The organism is Bacillus glycinifermentans (assembly GCF_001042475.2).
In the GTDB taxonomy this organism is placed as follows: Bacteria; Bacillota; Bacilli; order Bacillales; family Bacillaceae; genus Bacillus; species Bacillus glycinifermentans.
The window spans coordinates 78,234-96,131 of record NZ_LECW02000015.1 but is presented as its reverse complement, the minus strand read 5'-3'; the positions used below and the strand labels follow the sequence as shown (position 1 = coordinate 96,131).

The following is a 17,898-nucleotide window of genomic DNA, read 5'->3' as shown; positions in this document are numbered from 1 at the left end:
CCTTGTTTATATTATGTATTATGACCATAAATGAGCATATGCTTTGGGTCGTTTGGTTGTAATTATATCAACTGAAGGATGATTAAGGAAATAAAAAGAAAAGACGGTGCGCGTCACACCGTCTTTGCCGCCTCATTTTCGTTTTCTTTTGGATCAATATAAAATAACACAAGGGTTAAAGCGGCCAAACTGCACAAAAGTGAGACGATGAAAATCAAGCGGGCGGCATTTGACATCATATATGCAAAAACCGGCGGCCCGAGGGCGACTCCGATAAACCGCATGCTGTTGTAAAATGACGAAATCGTGCCGCTCTCTTCTTTATCGACCCCTTCCGTAATAAGCGCATCAAGCGAGGGCAAGGCCATCCCGATGCCGATGCCGCCGATTGACATAAACAAAAACAACGGATAAAAGGAGTGGTTCCACCACATCCCGCCAAAAGACAAAACAAGCAGGATCATCCCGATCATCACACAGATTTTCATTCTGATTTTATTGTTTCCGATCAGCTTTCCGGCTAAATACGAACTGACCGACAGAAAAAGCAGCGGAATGCTGAGCAGCGCCCCTTTCACGATCCCGTCAATCTTGTATGTTTTCTCAAGGCTCTCTGAAAGGTAAAAGAGTACCCCAAACAGCAGAAACATGATAATGCCGCCGATGATAAAGATGGAAACGAGCCAGCGGCCTTCCCGTTTAAAAATGATCTTTACGTTTTTGGCGAACTCTTTCAAAGATTTTGTCTCCTCGCTTTTCTCCTTTGGCTTTGGAACCAAAAACAGCACGAGGAAAAAGCTGATCAGACTGACGACCGGGATAAACCAGAACGGCATAAACCAAACCCAAGATGCTAAAAAAGCCCCTAAGATCGGGCTTAACACTTTTCCGGCAGTATTTGCCGTTTCAATATCTCCAAGACCTGCGCTGACTTCTTCATCTTGAAACAAATCCCCGATAAACGGCATTACGATCGGAGCAGCACCGGCTGAACCGATACCTTGAAGCACACGCCCCGCCAAAATCAGCGCGTACGGCTCACTGAACCATAAGGAGGCTGCTCCGGCTACGGCGCCTCCCGCACCCGCGATGACAAGACACGGCAGCATGACCTTTTTTCTCCCAAACCGGTCAGATAAATAGCCCGTGATCGGGATGCACAGGATCGCCACGATCGAATAAACCGTAATGATCAAAGAAACCTGAAAAGATGAGATGCCTAATTTTTTTTCAATCACGGGCAAAACAGGTATCAGCATCGAGTTGCCAAGCGTCATGACGAGCGGGACGGAAGACAGCGCGATGATGCTTTTAACGCCTTTTTTTCTGCTCAACTTTTTCACCCAATTCATTAGTATTTCCATCTGTTATTATTGCTTGAAAAGGGTGAATTTATGTAAGGCAAAAAAACAGCCGCTCGGTTCCTGAGCGCCCGCCTTTATCAAAAACGTTTTCTTACGACGTGGAATCTGAATTTGTCAGCCCGGAAATAGTTTAAAGAATACAATACAGGCTTATCATGTTGGTCATAGTGAATCTGTTTCAAGAGAAGCAAAGCCGTCTCCGGATCGCACTCAAGAATTTGGGATATCGTATCGTGGAAGCCGATCGGCACAATATCGGCGACCGCATAGCTGATCACCGCACCGGACTTGTTCTCAAGCCATTCGAACATCGACTCCTGCTCGTGCGAAAAACCATCCGGCAGAATCGACATCGGGATTTTATCCAGGCAGTAGACGACGGGTACACCGTTCGCCGTTCTTACCCGCTCAAGCAAGAATATTCCGCTTTCGTCCGCATTTTGAAAACGAAGCAGATCATCTTCAGTCGGGTCGGTCACCTGTGAAGACATAAAGATGGTTCCCGGAGTCATGCTCGCCTGTTCAATCATTTTCGTCACGCTGTTCAGCTGTTCGATACCTGATAAAAATAAAGGTTTCGGGTTGACGAATGTACCGACGCCGTGCCGTCTGATGATGACGTTTTCATCCTCCAGCACTTTGAGCGCTTCCCGTAAAGCCGTTCTTGTGACGCCCAGCATCTTTGACAGCTTGAATTCAGAGGGGAGCTGTTCATTTTCGCAGTATACGCCTTTTTGAATATCTTCTTTTATCCGATCAATCACCTTTAAACATAACTGTTGATTGTCAGCTTGTATAGACATGTTTTCCCTCCGTCTGACAGATCAAATTAAAATTATCTTTAATTGAGGATAACTATATCATGTTTTGTCAAATAAATAAATAGACGTTTTAAACTTGTTTAGTTTACATAATAATTTTATGTCAAATCAAACTCTCTTCTGTTAAGAAGAGAGTTCTTCATATTGCTCTTTTGACAGTAACACTTCACGGGGCTTTGATCCCTCATAAGGACCGACAACTCCCCGTTCTTCCATGGCATCGATGAGCCGGGCCGCCCTCGTGTAGCCGATGCGGAACCGCCTTTGCAGCATCGAAACGGATGCCGTTTGCATGCCGACAACGAGCGCTACAGCTTCATCGTAGAGATCATCCGTCACTTTACTGAGCGTTTCAGACGTTTCTTCCGGAATCATTTCCTCCTGGTATTGGGCTTTTTGCTGTGTGATGACATGATCAACGACTTTTTCGACTTCTTCGTCTGATAAGAAAGCCCCCTGAACGCGGAGCGGCTTGTTGGCTCCGACCGGCAGAAACAGCATGTCCCCTCTTCCGAGAAGCTTTTCAGCGCCCCCCATATCAAGAATCGTTCTGGAATCGGTCTGTGATGACACGCTGAAGGCGATCCTTGACGGGATATTCGCTTTGATGACCCCTGTGATGACATCGACGGAAGGACGCTGCGTCGCGATAATCAAATGGATTCCAGCCGCGCGGGCCATTTGCGACAGCCTTGTAATCGAGTCTTCAACATCAGAGGAAGCGACCATCATCAGGTCTGCAAGCTCGTCCACAATGACGATGATATACGGAAGTTCCGGCTGCTTTGCTTCTTCGGATGCATTCATCTTTTTGATGTGATCGTTGTATCCTTCAATATTCCGCGTTCCCGTGTGAGAAAACAGTTCATAGCGCCGCTCCATCTCATTTACGACCTTTTTTAAGGCCTGTGACGCTTTTTTCGGATCTGTCACGACAGGCGCAAGCAGGTGCGGAATGCCGTTGTACACATTAAGCTCGACCATTTTCGGATCGATCATCATCATCTTGACCTCATGCGGCTTCGCTCTCATTAATATGCTTGTAATGATGCCGTTGACACAGACGCTTTTCCCGCTTCCCGTCGCACCTGCGACAAGGAGATGGGGCATTTTGTTTAATTCGGCCAAAACCGCCTCTCCGGAAATATTCCGGCCGAGGCCGATCATCAGCTTTGCGTCAGGGCGGTCATTCAGCTTTGATTCGAGCACCTCTTTTAAGGAAACCATCGCGACTTCGGCATTCGGCACTTCGATTCCGATCGCCGATTTGCCCGGTATCGGCGCTTCGATGCGGATATCCTTGGCGGCAAGTGCAAGCGCCAAGTCATCGCTTAAATTGACGATCTTGCTTACCTTGACGCCGACATCAGGATAGACTTCGTATTTCGTCACGGCCGGGCCGAGATGAACCTGGGTTACTTTCGCCTTAACTCCGAAGCTTTGGAACGTCTTTTCGAGTTTTCGCGCGTTGTCATAAATATTTTTTTTGTCAGCCTGCTGACCTGTATGCTTCGGATCATCCAGCAAACTGATCGACGGCAGCTGATAGTCTTTGTTTTCAAGCTCTGTAAAAGCGATCTCGGGAGCAGCCTCTGCCTCCCCTCCGCTTTCAGGCTCCGGCGGCGTTTTTGCGGCCGGTTCGGCCGTTTCATAAGCTTGAATTTCCGGCTTTTCGTCACGGTCTGAAAAGCTTGAAATAATCGGCTCCGTATGGATTACCGCATCTTGATCCGTCGCATCCTGAACAGGCTCTGCCGCAGGTTTTGGTTTCCGCTCGGTTTTTTGTTTTTTTCCGGATTTCTTTTTGGACGATTGCTGTTTCAGATCCTTCATATCATCGAGAAATGCGAGCCACTGATTCTTCACGAACCCGGCAACAGGAGCCGTCCATTTGATCAGCGTCTCCTGGAGGGAGCGGTCGGTGATCAAAAGGAGCCCGATCAGGATCAGAAAAATAGCGATAATTTTCGAGCCTGCTGATGCGAACAGAAAATAAGATGCTGCAAACAAAAGCGCCCCGATCATCCCGCCTCCCAGATCAGGGGTGCCGGTTTCGCCTTTTACGTCCATTAAAAACAGCTCCCACGTATTTTTGATCACGCTCGGAGACTCGATCATCCCCCTGTCTGTCAAATGCTGAAACAGCTGGACATGTGATAAAAGCAATATGCTTGCGACGATGCAATAAAGCCCCGCTTTTCTTCTCGTCAAAAAGCTCGGCGTTTTTTTCTTCCAAAACAGCGATACGCCTGTTAGAAAGAGAGAAAGAACGAACAGGATGAACCACTCGCCTGCGAAAAAACGGAACATGTAAATGAACGTTTGGCCTGCAACGCCAAGCTGCAACACCGTAATAATCGAAATGGCGATGCAAATTAAACCGTACAGTTCGTATTTTAGATTAATTCTTTTGACCTGTTTTTGCTTCTTTTTTGATTTTCTTTTTCTTTTTGCCATGTTCCATCACCTTACTGCATGTAAAAAATGTAAAAACAAAGAGAAAGCAGCCCGGTTTTGGCTGCGATTTTTCCTCTGGATTCCCCTATTATAGCATATTTATCCTGACGACACTTCAGCTATTTATAAAATGTCAGTTTAAACGTTTGGCCCGGAGCCGTCTCCTGCTTTAAAAAATCCATCGGATTTGTGCTTAAGACCTGAACCACTTTCGCTTCTTCCCCGTTCATTTCGACGAGGACCGGCACGCCGTTAACGTCGATCTGCCTCAGGTTTGTCTGTTCCGCCTGGCCGGCGAACACGATTTCCTGCGGCATTGTTGTATAAAGAATCATTGAATCATCCTTTCCTTCCCGCCGCGATCTTGTTCGATCAGTTCATTGAGCTTTTGAATGGCTTGGCCGACTCCGCCTGTTTCATCGATCAGCCCGTATTTGACCGCATCTTTCCCGACGACATTCGTTCCGATATCCCTTGTCAGGTTGCCTTTTGAAAACATCAGCTCTTTAAATTTCTCTTCCGAAATGTTTGAATGGCTGGTCACAAAGTTAATGACTCTCTCCTGCATTTTATCAAGGTATTCAAACGTTTGCGGTACACCGATCACAAGCCCAGTCAATCTGACCGGATGGATCGTCATCGTAGCCGTTTCAGCGATATAGCTGTGATCGCAGGAGACAGCGATCGGAACACCGATTGAATGTCCGCCTCCTAGAACGATCGACACGGTCGGTTTTGAAAGAGAAGCAAGCATCTCGGCTATCGCCAGACCTGCCTCTACGTCTCCGCCGACGGTATTTAAAATGATCAGTAGCCCTTCGATTTTAGGATTTTGCTCGATAGCGACAATCTGTGGAATGACATGCTCGTATTTTGTCGTTTTGTTTTGGGGCGGAAGCTGTACATGCCCTTCAATTTGACCGATGATGGTCAGGCAGTGAATGTTTGAATCCTGTCCCATTTGCGGAAGCGTCGTTTCGCCAAGCTGCTGAATTTTGTTGACGAGATTGTCCTTAGCATCCTGCTTGGCCGGCTGCTCTCCTTGTCCTTCCCCGTTTTGCATCCGGTTTGAGTCCATCTGGCCCACCTCTTTCTCGAGTTTCTTTTTGTATTATGGACAATGGCGTTTTTTTCATTCAGTGCAGACGGGACAAAAAAACCAAGAGGGAATCCTCTTGGTTTCAGCGTGTTGACAAACCCTCGCATTCGTTGTCAGGCCTGCGCGTCGGTGCTCACGAATCCAACATTCGCTCCGCTCCGATGCTCGGCTTTCCTAGACTGCAATGGTTTTCAATCACGCTGGGCTGAAAGGACGACAAAATCCTAAAACCTTAAACCGTTTTAGGATTTTGTCAACAATCTGAAAACCAAGAGGGAATCCTCCTGGTTTTATACTTCCATGATGATTGGAATGATCATTGGTTTTCGTTTTGTTTTTTCATATAAGAATTGATTTAATGCGTCACGCATGGTCTGTTTTAAGGCGGACCATTCGACGACGGCGTTTTCGGTGCTTTCTTTTACGATTTCTCTGACAAGCTCTGTCGCCTCTACGATCAGTTGTTCAGATTCCCTGACATAGACAAAACCTCTCGTGATAATTTCGGGTCCTGATACAAGATGTTTTTTCTTTTTATCGAGGGTGATGACAACGATTAAGATTCCGTCCTGGGACAGAAGGCGGCGGTCCCTGAGCACGATGTTGCCGATGTCTCCGACGCCGAGGCCGTCAATCAGAATATTTCCTGACTGGACCTTATCGCCGATTTTTACGTTTTGCCCGCGGAACTCAACGACGTCGCCTTTTTCAACCAAAAAGATGTCGCTTCGCTTCATCCCGATTTCTTCGGCAAGCTTAGAGTGCGCTTTTTGCATTCTGTATTCGCCGTTTACGGGAATTAAATACTTCGGCTTCAGCAGGTTGAGCATAAGCTTCAGCTCTTCCTGGCAGCCGTGTCCTGACACATGTACGCGCTTCTGTGCGAATACGACGTTGGCGCCCGCCCTTGTTAAAAGATCGACTGCTTTGGAATAAATCAGCTCCTGACCGGGTATAGGAGAGGAAGCGATCAATACGGTATCCCCTTCTTCAATGTCAAGCTGCTTATGACCCTGTTTTGCGATTCTTGTCAAGGCCGCCAGCGGTTCACCCTGATTGTCGCCCGTTAAAATGGCAACTTCCCTTTTCGGATACTTTTTGACGTCTTGGACAGGTATGAACATATCCTCATCAGCGGTCACATAACCGAGCTTGATCGCCAGCTGCAGGATAGCGGAAATATTTTTCCCTGATACCGCCAGTTTTCTGCCGTTTTGCAGAGCGGCGTCAATCACCTGCTGAATGCGGTTGAAGTTTGAAGCGAACGCGGCCACGATCACGCGGTTTTCGGCATTATACATCACATCGGAAATTTCGCCTCCGACGACCGCTTCCGAAGGAGTATAACCCGGTTTTTCGGCGTTTGCGCTGTCCGACAGCAGGCACAGCACGCCTGAGTTGCCGATCTTGGCGATTTCGCCGATGTCGCTGGTCTGGTTTAAAACCGGCGTCTGGTCGAATTTAAAATCGCCCGTGCACACGATGGATCCGAGGGACGTTTTAAAGCTGATGCCGACCGAATCCGGAATGCTGTGGTTTGTCCTGAAAAAAGATACTTTCGTTGATTCAAATGTAATAACGGATTTGGAGTGGATTTCTCTTAAATCGGCTTTTTTATTTGAGCCGTATTGTTTTAGCGTTTCTTTTAAAAGGGCAAGTGTCAGTTTTGTTCCGTAAACAGGCACGGATAGCTTGTTCAGGCAGTAAAACACGCCTCCGATGTTTTCTTCGTGTCCGTGTGTGAGGAAAATCGCCTTTACTCTGTCAGATCGTTCAATTAAGTAGGAAATGTCCGGTATAACCACATCGATCCCGAGCATTTCATTTTCTGGATGCATGAGTCCGGCGTCAACCACGAATATGTCAGAGTCGATTTCAATGACATAAAGGTTTTTTCCGATCTCCCCGACGCCACCTAAGGCGATGATTCTAATATTATCTGTATTTTTTTTCAAATTGTAATCCTCCTAATCTAAGTACCCGTCCATCATCACTTGTCCCTATTATACCTGAATCTAAATTTAGAAAACAAGAACCATTATGTATAGAACAAACGGCCAAACCCAAAAAAGAGAATGACCGTTTTCGTCCGTATATGTTGTTACAGGCTGTTCATCAGGCTGCTTAAACGGAGACGCTCATCTTCATTCAGCGGAACTAAAGGGAGCCGGACAGAGCCGACGTCAAGACCTTTCAGCTGAAGAGCGGTCTTTAAAGGCGACGGGTTTGGAGCAGCGAAAAGACCCTTCATCAGCGGCAGCAGCTTCTGATGGATCAAGGCCGCTTCTTTCGCCTCCCCATTGATGTAATGTTTGATCATCTGCTGCATTTCCGGTCCGATGATGTGTGAAGCAACGGAAACGATTCCCCTGCCTCCCACTGACAGAACCGGAAGCGTCAGACTGTCGTCACCTGAGTATACAGCAAAATCATCAGGCGTTTCAGCGATGATCTTTGTGATCGCCTCGAGATCACCGCTCGCTTCCTTGATCGCGACGATATTCGGAATTTCCGCCAGGCGGATCGCCGTTTCCGGAGCCAGCGATGCAACCGTGCGCCCCGGCACATTATACAGCATGACCGGCAGCGATGTTTCTTCGGCAATCGCTCTGAAGTGGTGGTACATTCCTTCCTGGGAAGGTTTGTTGTAGTACGGCGTCACAAGCATGATCGCGTCTGCCCCTGCTTCTTCCGCTTTTTTCGTCAGCTTGATCGACGCCTTCGTATTGTTGCTGCCCGTACCCGCGATCACGGGCACGCGGCCTGCCGCTTCCTTGACGGTATATTGGATGAGCGCAACTTTTTCCTCTTCAGACAAGGTCGGCGATTCACCGGTAGTGCCGGCGACGACAAGTGAATCCGTTCCGTTTTTTAATAAATAATCGATCAGCTTTGACAATTTTTGAAAATCGACATTTTCGTTTTTGTCAAAGGGGGTAACCATTGCGGTTGCAATATTTCCGAAATCCATTTTTTTCACCTCATCATGATTCAATCACATTTATTTTGATAGTTCAAACACTTCGTGCAGAGCGTTCACGGCAGTCGCCATGTTTTTCTCGTGAACGAGCACCCAAATCGTCGTATGGCTGTCTGCCGACTGAAGGATTGGAATGCCCTTTTCCGATAAAGCGGTAACGATTTTTGAGGTGACGCCTGGCACGCCCATGATGCCCGCCCCTACAGCCGAAACCTTTGCACAATTTCTCGTAACGGCAGGCTCATAGCCTAATTCCTTCAATATGCTCTCTGCCCGGTCTGTCATGTTTCCGGCGACCGTATATACAATTTCGCTCGGCGTAATATTAAAGAAATCCACGCTGATGTCTGCGTTCGCCATCGCTTTAAACACTTCTGTCTGCACGATGTATTGTCCCTCTTTGGCCGGGACTTTAAACTGCGTCACATCTTTTACATGGGCGATGCCTGTGATAAGCCGTTCAAATACGTCGCTTCCGGCCTTTGACGTGTGATGGCTTGTCACAAGCGTCCCTTTTTCTTTTGAATAGGTCGAGCGCACGCGCATCGGCACCTTCGCCTGCATCGCGATTTCCACAGCCCTCGGGTGGATGACCTTTGCACCCTGGTAAGCCAAATTGCAGATTTCCGTGTAGGTAATCACAGGAAGCGGCTTTGCCTTTTCTACAATTCTCGGATCGGCGGTCATCACGCCTTCGACATCTGTGAAAATATCAATAAATTCCGCGTCCAGCGCCGCTCCGAGCGCCGCGGCCGATGTATCGCTGCCGCCGCGGCCGATCGTTGTGATATCACCTTTGGCAGTGGCTCCCTGAAAACCTGCGACGACGACAGCGTCATGATCGGCCAGCATGCCGATGACGCGTTCCGGTTTCATTTCGAGGATTCTGGCGTTCGTGTGCTGATTATCGGTTAAAAATCCGGCCTGTGCACCGGTCAATGCAGCGGCTTTAATGCCGTTTTTCAGCAGCATGCTTGTAAACACGACGGAAGAAATCGTTTCGCCGCATGAAAGCAATAAGTCCTGCTCACGTTCCGTTATCATATCCTTCCCGCCATAAAGGAGATCGAGTAATGAATCGGTCGCATACGGATCGCCTTTCCGGCCCATTGCCGATACGACAACAACAACCTTATATCCTTCATTGACCGCATCTTGTATATGGTGCAAGGCAAGCTTTCTGCCGCGGTCATCCCTAACAGAGGTTCCACCAAATTTTTGAACGATGATTTTCAATGTATTTCACTCCAAGTTTATTTCGGACGCAACAGAAGAGAGGGGCCGAATGGGCCTCACTCTCTTCTCGCATCTCCAGTAAGAAATCTTAGTATATTTTAAACTAAATCCAAAGCTTTTAGGCTTTCTGCGATTTGTACGGAGTTCCAGGCCGCACCTTTCAGCAGGTTGTCGGACACAACCCACAGGTGAAATCCGTTCGGACGGTCAAGGTCTTTGCGGACGCGTCCGACGAACACGTCTCTTTTCCCTACTGCATCAGCCGGCATCGGGTATACCTGATTTGCAGGATCGTCCTGAAGAATGACGCCCGGAGCTTCTTTTAACAGGTTTTTGATATCCTCTGCTGTGACATCATCGCGGTCTGTCTCGATGTAGACGGACTCTGAATGCCCTGTTGCAATCGGCAGTCTGACGCAAGTGGCCGCAACTTCCAGCTCAGGCATGTGCATGATTTTTCTCGTTTCATTGATCATTTTCATTTCCTCAAACGTAAAGCCGTTTTCCTGGAACTTATCGATTTGAGGAATCGCGTTGAATGCGATTTGGTAGTGCTTTTCATCGCTTTTTACAGGCATGATCTGCGGTTCGTACGAATCGCCTTTTAAGATGGCTTCCGTTTGGCCGTTCAGCTCTTTTACAGCTTCATTGCCGGCACCTGAAACAGCCTGGTAGGTCGACACGATGACTTTATTTAAACCGAAAGCCTTGCGGATAGGCTCAAGCGCTACAACCATTTGGATCGTTGAACAGTTCGGGTTTGCAATGATTCCGTTATGCTGGTGCAAATCTTCTTCATTGACCTCGGGCACGACGAGCGGAGTGTTTTCATCCATCCGAAACGCGCTCGTATTGTCAATGACGATCGCACCGCGTTTGACAGCCTCGTGAGCGAGCGCCTTTGAAACGCTTCCCCCTGCGCTGAACAATGCGATGTTTACCCCTTCAAAGCTTTCAGGAACAGCTTCCTGTACAGTGTGCTCTTCGCCTTTGAATGTAAGCTTCGTACCTGCTGAACGTTTTGAGGATAATAAAGTCAGTTTATCCAGTTCAAAGTTTCTGTCTTCTAACGTTTTTAACATTTGCTGTCCTACAGCGCCTGTCGCACCAACTACTGCTACATGTAATCCTCTGCCCAATTGTAAAACTCCTTCCACCCTATCGTTAATGACGATTGGTTGACTATGCAATTTTACATTATATTTTAACATAGAAGTAAGCCTGATGATTGATATTTTTTGTTACATCTTTATTTTCTCAAAAATTATTGGTAATTGCTGATCAGAACCGGCTGCATCTGTTTGTATGCAAGCGCTTCTTCTATTGTCGGCAGCAAAAGATCCATTTTTGCGACGAGCGAGTTCGGTTTTTTAAACGGATCATCCTGCCCGAACGGGATGAAGAAAATGTTTTTCGTCGTCATCAGCCTCATCAGATTCACTCCGTTTAAACCGAGCGCATCGTTCGTCGATATGCCGAGGACGACGGGGCGGGAATTGCGGACCGTCGCCTTGGCCGCCATTAATACCGGAGAGTCCGTCATCGCGTTTGCAAGCTTGCTCAGAGAATTTCCCGTCAGCGGCGCAATCACCATGCAGTCAAGCGGTGTTTTCGGTCCGAGGGGCTCCGCTTTCGGTATGGAATCGATAACTTCAAAACCCGTGAGCTCTTCGATTTTCCTAACCCATTCTTCCCCTTCTCCAAAGCGTGTGTCCGTCGATTTTACCGTTGTCGTCACGATCGGCCTGACCTCTGCTCCTTGATCGACGAGCTTTTCGATTTGCGGAAAAACGGCATCATACGTACAGTGCGAACCCGTAAGGCCAAATCCGATTCTTTTTCCCTTGATCGACATTATGACAGCCCCCTTCAATCGGTTGTTGATGGTGATAAAAGATTGCACAAAACGTTGGCGATGATCTGACCCGCCGTTTTAGGAGCGACAATACCCGGAAGACCCGGCGCAAGCAGCGCTTTGATGCCCTGTTTTTCGGCGAATTCGAAGTCGGTGCCCCCCGGACGGGTCGCCAAATCGAGAATCAATGTTCTGGGTGTCATTCGGGATAGGACGGCGTGATCGAGAATGAGACTCGGAATGGTATTGATGCAAATATCGGTATCCTCGACGTGCTCCCCAAGTTCATGTATGTGGAAAGGAGTGAGGCCCATCTCCATGATTCTGGCAAGGTGGGCGGAGGCTCTCGCGCCGACTTTGACGCGGGCTCCAAGAGCGGAAAACGCCCGGCTGATGCTCATTCCGGTCCGCCCGAGTCCGAGAACCATGACGTTTGAGCCGTGAATCGTATAATCGGTGTGCTGGATAGCCATCATAATGGCCCCTTCAACTGTAGGTATCGAGTTGTAAATCGCGATATCGTCTCTTTCAAAAAGCTTGATGAGCCGGCGGTTCGATCCCTTGGCGATTCCTTCCAAATAATCGTTTGAAATACCTGAATAGATCGTGCAATGAGGCTTTGTTTTTTCCAAATGCTCCTGCTTTAACACAACTTCTTCATTTGAGAAAACGGTCGCAACCGCGCCGTCTGCCGATGTTCCTGATACAGGCAGAACGATGCTGTCTACCGCTCCGAAGTCGAGTTCGCTTAATTTTAATTTGGTGGCGCCCGTAAATCCGTGGTCAAGCTGGTCAAAACCGACCAGAAACACCTGTGCATCCTGTTCGGTCAGCTTGCGGATGATTTCAAGCTGCCTCGCATCACCGCCGATGATTGCAATCGTCAATCCGGTTAACATGGCTTTATATTCACCTTCTTTTTGACAAGGATCTAATTCATAAGCTAATGTCATCATATGAAAAAAAGGAAATGGCGGTGAATTGAAATATTTCGGGTGATCTAAGGGCAATAAAAAAAACCCGGCTTGAGGAGCCGGGCCGATTCTTGCGGTATGCAAAAAGAAGTTTATTCGTCGTGATTCCCGATTTCTTCCGGAACGTCGAGAATGATCATGTCTGATCCGATCTTGCGGATCTGCTTCCAGGGCACTCTGATGTCATTCCCCTGTTTTCTAAAGCCGAACCATTTGACCGACGGGATGATAAGTGCGGTAATCTGTCCGTCCTGTTCATTGATTTCAAGGTCGGTCTGTCCTAAAATGCCGAGGCGCTCGGCCCGCTTGACATCCACGATTTCTTTTCCGGATAGTTCACTGAGCCTCATCGAAAAACCCCCTTTTGTAATGATGTATGTTCTCCAAACAAAAAACATGCCTGCACTTTTAGACAGGCATGTTTTTCAGGCATATATTATTTCGGCAGCTCTCCGGTCGGACTGATTAAGGCCGTTGAAAAATCATCGGTAAAAATGCGGTTCGCGAGGCTGTTAACCCGGTCCAGATTGACGGCATTCAGCTTTTCGATGATTTCATCAAGCGTCCGGTGCCTTCCCAGTAAAAGCTCGTTTTTGCCGTTGCGGCTCATTTTGCTGTTTGTGCTTTCAAGGCTGAGCATCAGGCTGCCTTTCATCTGCTCTTTGCTGTTTTCAAGCTCTTTCGGCGTGATGCCCTCCGTTTTTAAAACGCGAAGCGTTTCATGGATCGTATCCGAAAGAAGCTGAAGCTGACCTGCACCTGTTCCGGCGTAAATGGTCATCATTCCGCTGTCTTCGTATGAGCTGTGGTAGCTGTATACGGAATAGGCGAGCCCTTTATCTTCGCGGACATCCTGAAAAAGGCGGCTGCTCATGCTTCCTCCGAGGACATTGTTGAGCACGATCAGATCGTAAATCTCGGGATGGCCGGCTTCCAGGCCGTTGAAGCCGAGGCAGAGATGAGCCTGTTCGGTTTCTTTTTTCCGCGCCATTTTTTCATGCTGGAATTCCGGTTTTCTCGTCCCCGTTCTTTTTCCTTTTGCCTCATATGAGCCGAAATGCTTTTCGGCTTCTTTAATAAAGCTGTCAGAAACATTTCCGGCAATCGAAATCACGACGCGGTCAGGCGTGTAATATTCGTCCATATACCCTCTCAAGGCATCCCCGTCAAACGCGGCAAGCGTTTCCTCTGTCCCGAGGATCGGATAGGCGAGGGAGTGGCCTCCGTACGACGCTTTGCTGAGCAGATCGTGGACGATATCGTCAGGCGTATCTTCATACATTTTAATTTCTTCGTAAACGACGTTTTTTTCTTTTTTTAATTCTTCTTCGTCAAAAGCTGAATGAAAGAACATGTCTGAGAGCACTTCCAATGCATAGCTCGCATGCTCATCAAGAACTTTGGCATAATAGCACGTATACTCCTTTGAGGTGAACGCATTGACCTGTCCGCCGATTCTGTCAAACGACTCGGCGATGTCTCTGGCCGTACGCGTTTTTGTCCCTTTAAAAAACATGTGCTCCAAAAAATGCGAAATGCCGTTAATTTCCGGTGTTTCGTGTCTTGATCCGGTTCCGATCCAAACTCCGATCGCGACGGACCGGACAGTGGGATTGTTTTCGAGTACAATTCTTACCCCATTTTGACAAGTATACCGTTTTATCAAATCTGTTCCTCCTATTCAAAGAACGGGCCCTGAGCATCTATTTGACCACAAGCCTTTTTTCGTTCAGCAGCTGTGAGACAGTTCCGATATGATAGCCTTTTTCTTTCAGCTTCTGAATCAAGATTCCGAGGCTTTTGGCGGTTGGATCTGTCGGATGCATTAGAATCATGGCGCCGTTATGTACTTTGCTTAATACCCGATGCTGCAAGACGGCCGGCTGCGGCTTCTGCCAATCGATCGTATCAACTGTCCACATCACCGTTCCCATTCCCATCTTGCGGGCCTGATCTACGACTTCTTTGCGAAAGCTTCCGCTCGGCGGAGCAAACCATTTCGGCTCAACGCCAACCGTTTCTTTGATTTGCCGGTTCGTCAGCCGCAGCTGTTCCGAAATGCGTTCACTCGTCAGTTTGCTCATATCGGGATGATTGTATGAATGGTTTCCGATTTCGTGCCCGTCTCTTACAATGGTTTTGGCCAGCTCAGGATGATTTTTCACCCATCTGCCCTCGAGAAAAAAGGTGGCTTTCACATCGTTCTCTTTCAAAACAGGAAGCATCTTTGTTAAGTACTCATTCCCCCAGGCGACATTGACAAGGAACGATACCATCGGTTTGTCGGGATGCCCGCGGTAGACAGGTTCAGGCTTCAAAGACTCAAGGCGGACCTCCGGTTTGACCTGGTCAAAGACGAGAAGCTTTTCATCGAATGCGCCTGAACGCTTCATCTTTTTGTACGATTTTTCGATATTTACCTTTAATCCATTATAACCGGGCATCGCTTTCCAAATTCTATCGATTTTTGCATTTTGGGCTTTCACTTCATATTCAGGCGCTTTTTGAAGCAGCTCCTGATACAGTTCGTCCTTTTGGGCGGCAACGGTGGCCGCGTCCTTTGTCATTGCATCTATGTAATGTGGCGAGTACGGATGATTCATGACCTGATATGATACAAGCAATAAAAAGAAAAAAACGGCAAACGGAACGATTTTTCTTTTCAATTGTATTTCCTCCCTTCCCCACAAAAATATGTGGGAAAAGGACAAGATAGAACTGGAGCGGTTTTGGAAACAATTTTGCTTAAAACAAAGAAGCCGGGTCCCCCAGGCTTCCTTTTTCGTTTTTTCAGCTTAACAGAAGCAAGACGGACACCGTTTTTAAGACTTTTGTTCTTCTTTTTCCTTCTGTTCGCGGAGTACTGCTTTTCTTGATAAGTTGACACGTCCCTGCTTATCGATTTCTGTTACTTTGACAAGGATTTCGTCGCCTATTTTCACGACGTCTTCAACTTTTCCGACACGTTCAAGCGCAAGCTCTGAAATATGAACGAGACCGTCTTTTCCGCTGAAGAGCTCGACGAAAGCGCCGAATTTTTCAATCCGTTTGACTTTACCTAGGTAAAGCTGTCCGACTTCAACTTCTCTGACAAGGTCTTCAATGATTTTCTTCGCTTTTTGGTTCATGCTTTCATCTGTTGAAGAAATAAAGATCGTGCCATCTTGTTCAATATCGATTTTAACGCCTGTGTCTTCAATGATTTTATTGATTTGTTTTCCGCTCGGTCCGATAACATCGCGGATCTTATCCGGATTAATCGTCATCGTCAAGATTTTCGGTGCGTATGGAGACAGTTCTTTTCTCGATTCAGCCAACGTGCTCAGCATGCTTTCAAGGATTTCCATTCTGCCTTTTTTCGCCTGCTGAAGCGCTTCATCCAAGATTTCTCTTGAGAGACCGGCAATTTTAATATCCATTTGCAGGGCTGTGACGCCTTTGGACGTTCCCGCAACCTTAAAATCCATATCTCCGAGGTGATCTTCCATACCTTGAATATCGGTTAAGACCGTGTAGTTGTCGCCGGATTTGACAAGACCCATGGCGATTCCGGCAACCGGCGCTTTGATCGGCACCCCTGCGTCCATCATCGCCAGCGTGCTTGCACAAATGCTGGCCTGGGAAGTCGAACCGTTTGATTCAAGTACTTCAGAGACAAGGCGGATGGTGTACGGAAAGTCTTTTTCAGACGGAACAATCGGTTCAAGCGCCCGTTCTCCAAGGGCACCGTGTCCGATTTCGCGGCGTCCCGGTCCGCGCATCGGTCCTGTTTCCCCGACGCTGAACTGCGGAAAGTTGTAGTGGTGCATGAAGCGTTTTGATTCTTCTACACCGAGACCGTCCAAAATTTGAACATCGCCGAGCGCACCTAGCGTACAGATGCTGAGCGCCTGTGTCTGTCCGCGCGTGAACAGGCCGGAACCGTGCGTTCTCGGAAGCAGTCCGACTTCTGAGGAAAGCGGGCGGATTTCATCGACGCCCCGGCCGTCCGGACGAACCTTTTCTTCCGTGATCAGGCGGCGCACTTCATTTTTCACAAGCTGTGACAATATGTCTTTCACCTGTTTCAGCGTTTCTTCATCGTGCTCTTCTTCCTCAAATTTTGCTGCAACTTCTTTTTTCACTTCGTTGATCGCGTCTTCGCGCGCGTGTTTTTCGTGAACCTGGATGGCTTTTAACAGATCGCTTTCAGCCATGGCTTTCACTTTTTCTTTCAGATCGGAATCGATCTCATACAGAGTGATTTCTGATTTTTCCTTTCCGACGACGGCGACGATTTCTTCCTGGAATGCGATTAAGCGTTTGATTTCTTCATGGCCGAACATGATCGCTTCAAGCATGATCTCCTCGGGAACTTCGTCTGCTCCGGCTTCCACCATGTTGATGGCGTCCTTCGTTCCGGCCACGACTAAATGAATGTCGCTTTTTTCAAGCTGCTCAAGCGTCGGATTGATGATGAATTCGTTGTCGACCCGGCCCACTGTAACACCGGCGATCGGTCCTTCAAACGGAATATCCGAAATCGACAGCGCAAGGGATGAACCGAACATTGCCGCCATTTCTGACGAACAGTCCTGATCAACGCTCATGACGATGCTGACGACCTGAACTTCGTTGCGGAAACCGTCGGCGAACAGCGGACGGATCGGACGGTCGATCAATCGGCTGGCGAGAATTGCTTTTTCGCTCGGCCTGCCCTCTCTTTTAATAAAACCGCCCGGAATTTTCCCGACAGCATAAAGCCTTTCTTCGTAATTCACGGTTAAAGGAAAGAAATCTACGGTTTTAGGCTCTTTTGAAGCCGTTGCTGTGCTTAATACCGCAGTATCTCCATAACGGATCATAACAGCACCGTTTGCTTGTTTTGCAAGCTGGCCGGTTTCAACGGTCAGTTTTCGGCCGGCCCAATCTATGGAAAAGACGTGTTTCTCTTGTCCCATTCTTATATGAACTCCTCTCTTCGGATAGTTTTTACGTTACTCCTATTATGAACGAAATGAATTGAACATATCAATGGCAAAGTGCTATGTAGAGATCGAATCAGTTAATTAAGATCATATATATGAACCACTTGTTTTGGAGTTGCCGGATATTCGTTTTTATACGATAAAA

The 17,898-nt window shown here is 47.7% G+C and carries 15 protein-coding genes; all 15 read right to left on the bottom strand.

Translation table 11 applies throughout. The features are described 5' to 3' along the window. Window positions 1-113 precede the first annotated feature (113 nt). Window positions 114-1,352, bottom strand: a complete 1,239-nt coding sequence (locus AB447_RS10720; RefSeq protein WP_172796341.1) for a bacillibactin exporter BcbE — start codon at window positions 1,350-1,352, stop codon at window positions 114-116. Window positions 1,353-1,441: 89 nt separating this feature from the next. Continuing rightward, window positions 1,442-2,167, bottom strand: coding sequence for a GntR family transcriptional regulator (locus tag AB447_RS10715; RefSeq protein ID WP_048354758.1), 726 nt, complete (start codon window positions 2,165-2,167; stop codon window positions 1,442-1,444). Window positions 2,168-2,308: 141 nt separating this feature from the next. Next, window positions 2,309-4,642 carry a DNA translocase FtsK gene (locus AB447_RS10710; protein WP_048354757.1) on the bottom strand — a complete coding sequence of 778 codons (2,334 nt, stop codon included), beginning with the start codon at window positions 4,640-4,642 and terminating at the stop codon, window positions 2,309-2,311. 119 nt (window positions 4,643-4,761) lie between these two features. Beyond that, window positions 4,762-4,977: a YlzJ-like family protein gene (locus tag AB447_RS10705; protein ID WP_048354756.1), complete on the bottom strand. Its 216-nt coding sequence runs from the start codon at window positions 4,975-4,977 to the stop codon at window positions 4,762-4,764. After that, the gene (locus tag AB447_RS10700; protein WP_048354755.1) at window positions 4,974-5,720 is read right to left on the bottom strand and encodes a ClpP family protease; all 747 of its coding nucleotides are present in this window, start codon (window positions 5,718-5,720) and stop codon (window positions 4,974-4,976) included. Before AB447_RS10700 ends, AB447_RS10705 begins: the two co-directional genes overlap by 4 nt. Before the next feature lie 311 nt (window positions 5,721-6,031). Further along, window positions 6,032-7,696, bottom strand: coding sequence for a ribonuclease J2 (rnjB, locus tag AB447_RS10695; RefSeq protein ID WP_048354754.1), 1,665 nt, complete (start codon window positions 7,694-7,696; stop codon window positions 6,032-6,034). 146 nt (window positions 7,697-7,842) lie between these two features. Next, window positions 7,843-8,712, bottom strand: coding sequence for a 4-hydroxy-tetrahydrodipicolinate synthase (gene dapA / locus AB447_RS10690; protein WP_048354753.1), 870 nt, complete (start codon window positions 8,710-8,712; stop codon window positions 7,843-7,845). A 30-nt stretch (window positions 8,713-8,742) separates the two neighbouring features. After that, window positions 8,743-9,957, bottom strand: coding sequence for an aspartate kinase (dapG, locus tag AB447_RS10685; RefSeq protein WP_057957559.1), 1,215 nt, complete (start codon window positions 9,955-9,957; stop codon window positions 8,743-8,745). Window positions 9,958-10,055: 98 nt separating this feature from the next. Beyond that, entirely contained in the window at window positions 10,056-11,096 is a 1,041-nt protein-coding gene (asd, locus tag AB447_RS10680; protein WP_048354582.1) for an aspartate-semialdehyde dehydrogenase, read from the bottom strand. 125 nt (window positions 11,097-11,221) lie between these two features. Then, a complete protein-coding gene (dpaB, locus tag AB447_RS10675; protein ID WP_096892162.1) occupies window positions 11,222-11,815 on the bottom strand; it encodes a dipicolinate synthase subunit B in 594 nt (197 codons plus the stop codon). Between the two features lie 11 nt (window positions 11,816-11,826). Then, complete coding sequence (dpaA, locus tag AB447_RS10670) at window positions 11,827-12,711, bottom strand: dipicolinic acid synthetase subunit A (protein ID WP_048354663.1); 885 nt, start codon at window positions 12,709-12,711, stop codon at window positions 11,827-11,829. Between the two features lie 167 nt (window positions 12,712-12,878). After that, the gene (locus tag AB447_RS10665; protein ID WP_048354584.1) at window positions 12,879-13,136 is read right to left on the bottom strand and encodes a YlmC/YmxH family sporulation protein; all 258 of its coding nucleotides are present in this window, start codon (window positions 13,134-13,136) and stop codon (window positions 12,879-12,881) included. An 86-nt stretch (window positions 13,137-13,222) separates the two neighbouring features. Next, entirely contained in the window at window positions 13,223-14,452 is a 1,230-nt protein-coding gene (locus AB447_RS10660) for a M16 family metallopeptidase (RefSeq protein ID WP_048354585.1), read from the bottom strand. A gap of 37 nt (window positions 14,453-14,489) precedes the next feature. Continuing rightward, window positions 14,490-15,452: a polysaccharide deacetylase family protein gene (locus AB447_RS10655; protein WP_048354586.1), complete on the bottom strand. Its 963-nt coding sequence runs from the start codon at window positions 15,450-15,452 to the stop codon at window positions 14,490-14,492. 156 nt (window positions 15,453-15,608) lie between these two features. Continuing rightward, a complete protein-coding gene (gene pnp, locus AB447_RS10650; RefSeq protein ID WP_057957558.1) occupies window positions 15,609-17,726 on the bottom strand; it encodes a polyribonucleotide nucleotidyltransferase in 2,118 nt (705 codons plus the stop codon). Window positions 17,727-17,898 lie beyond the last annotated feature (172 nt).

Excerpts from the sequence above, each read along its gene's own strand:
- AB447_RS10705 (WP_048354756.1), bottom strand. The coding sequence starts at position 4,977 with ATGATTCTTTATACAACAATGCCGCAGGAAATCGTGTTCGCCGGCCAG.
- AB447_RS10700 (WP_048354755.1), bottom strand. The coding sequence starts at position 5,720 with ATGGACTCAAACCGGATGCAAAACGGGGAAGGACAAGGAGAGCAGCCG.
- AB447_RS10710 (WP_048354757.1), bottom strand. The coding sequence starts at position 4,642 with ATGGCAAAAAGAAAAAGAAAATCAAAAAAGAAGCAAAAACAGGTCAAA.
- dapA (WP_048354753.1), bottom strand. The coding sequence starts at position 8,712 with ATGGATTTCGGAAATATTGCAACCGCAATGGTTACCCCCTTTGACAAA.
- dpaA (WP_048354663.1), bottom strand. The coding sequence starts at position 12,711 with ATGTTAACCGGATTGACGATTGCAATCATCGGCGGTGATGCGAGGCAG.
- AB447_RS10665 (WP_048354584.1), bottom strand. The coding sequence starts at position 13,136 with ATGAGGCTCAGTGAACTATCCGGAAAAGAAATCGTGGATGTCAAGCGG.
- AB447_RS10720 (WP_172796341.1), bottom strand. The coding sequence starts at position 1,352 with ATGAATTGGGTGAAAAAGTTGAGCAGAAAAAAAGGCGTTAAAAGCATC.
- AB447_RS10715 (WP_048354758.1), bottom strand. The coding sequence starts at position 2,167 with ATGTCTATACAAGCTGACAATCAACAGTTATGTTTAAAGGTGATTGAT.
- pnp (WP_057957558.1), bottom strand. The coding sequence starts at position 17,726 with ATGGGACAAGAGAAACACGTCTTTTCCATAGATTGGGCCGGCCGAAAA.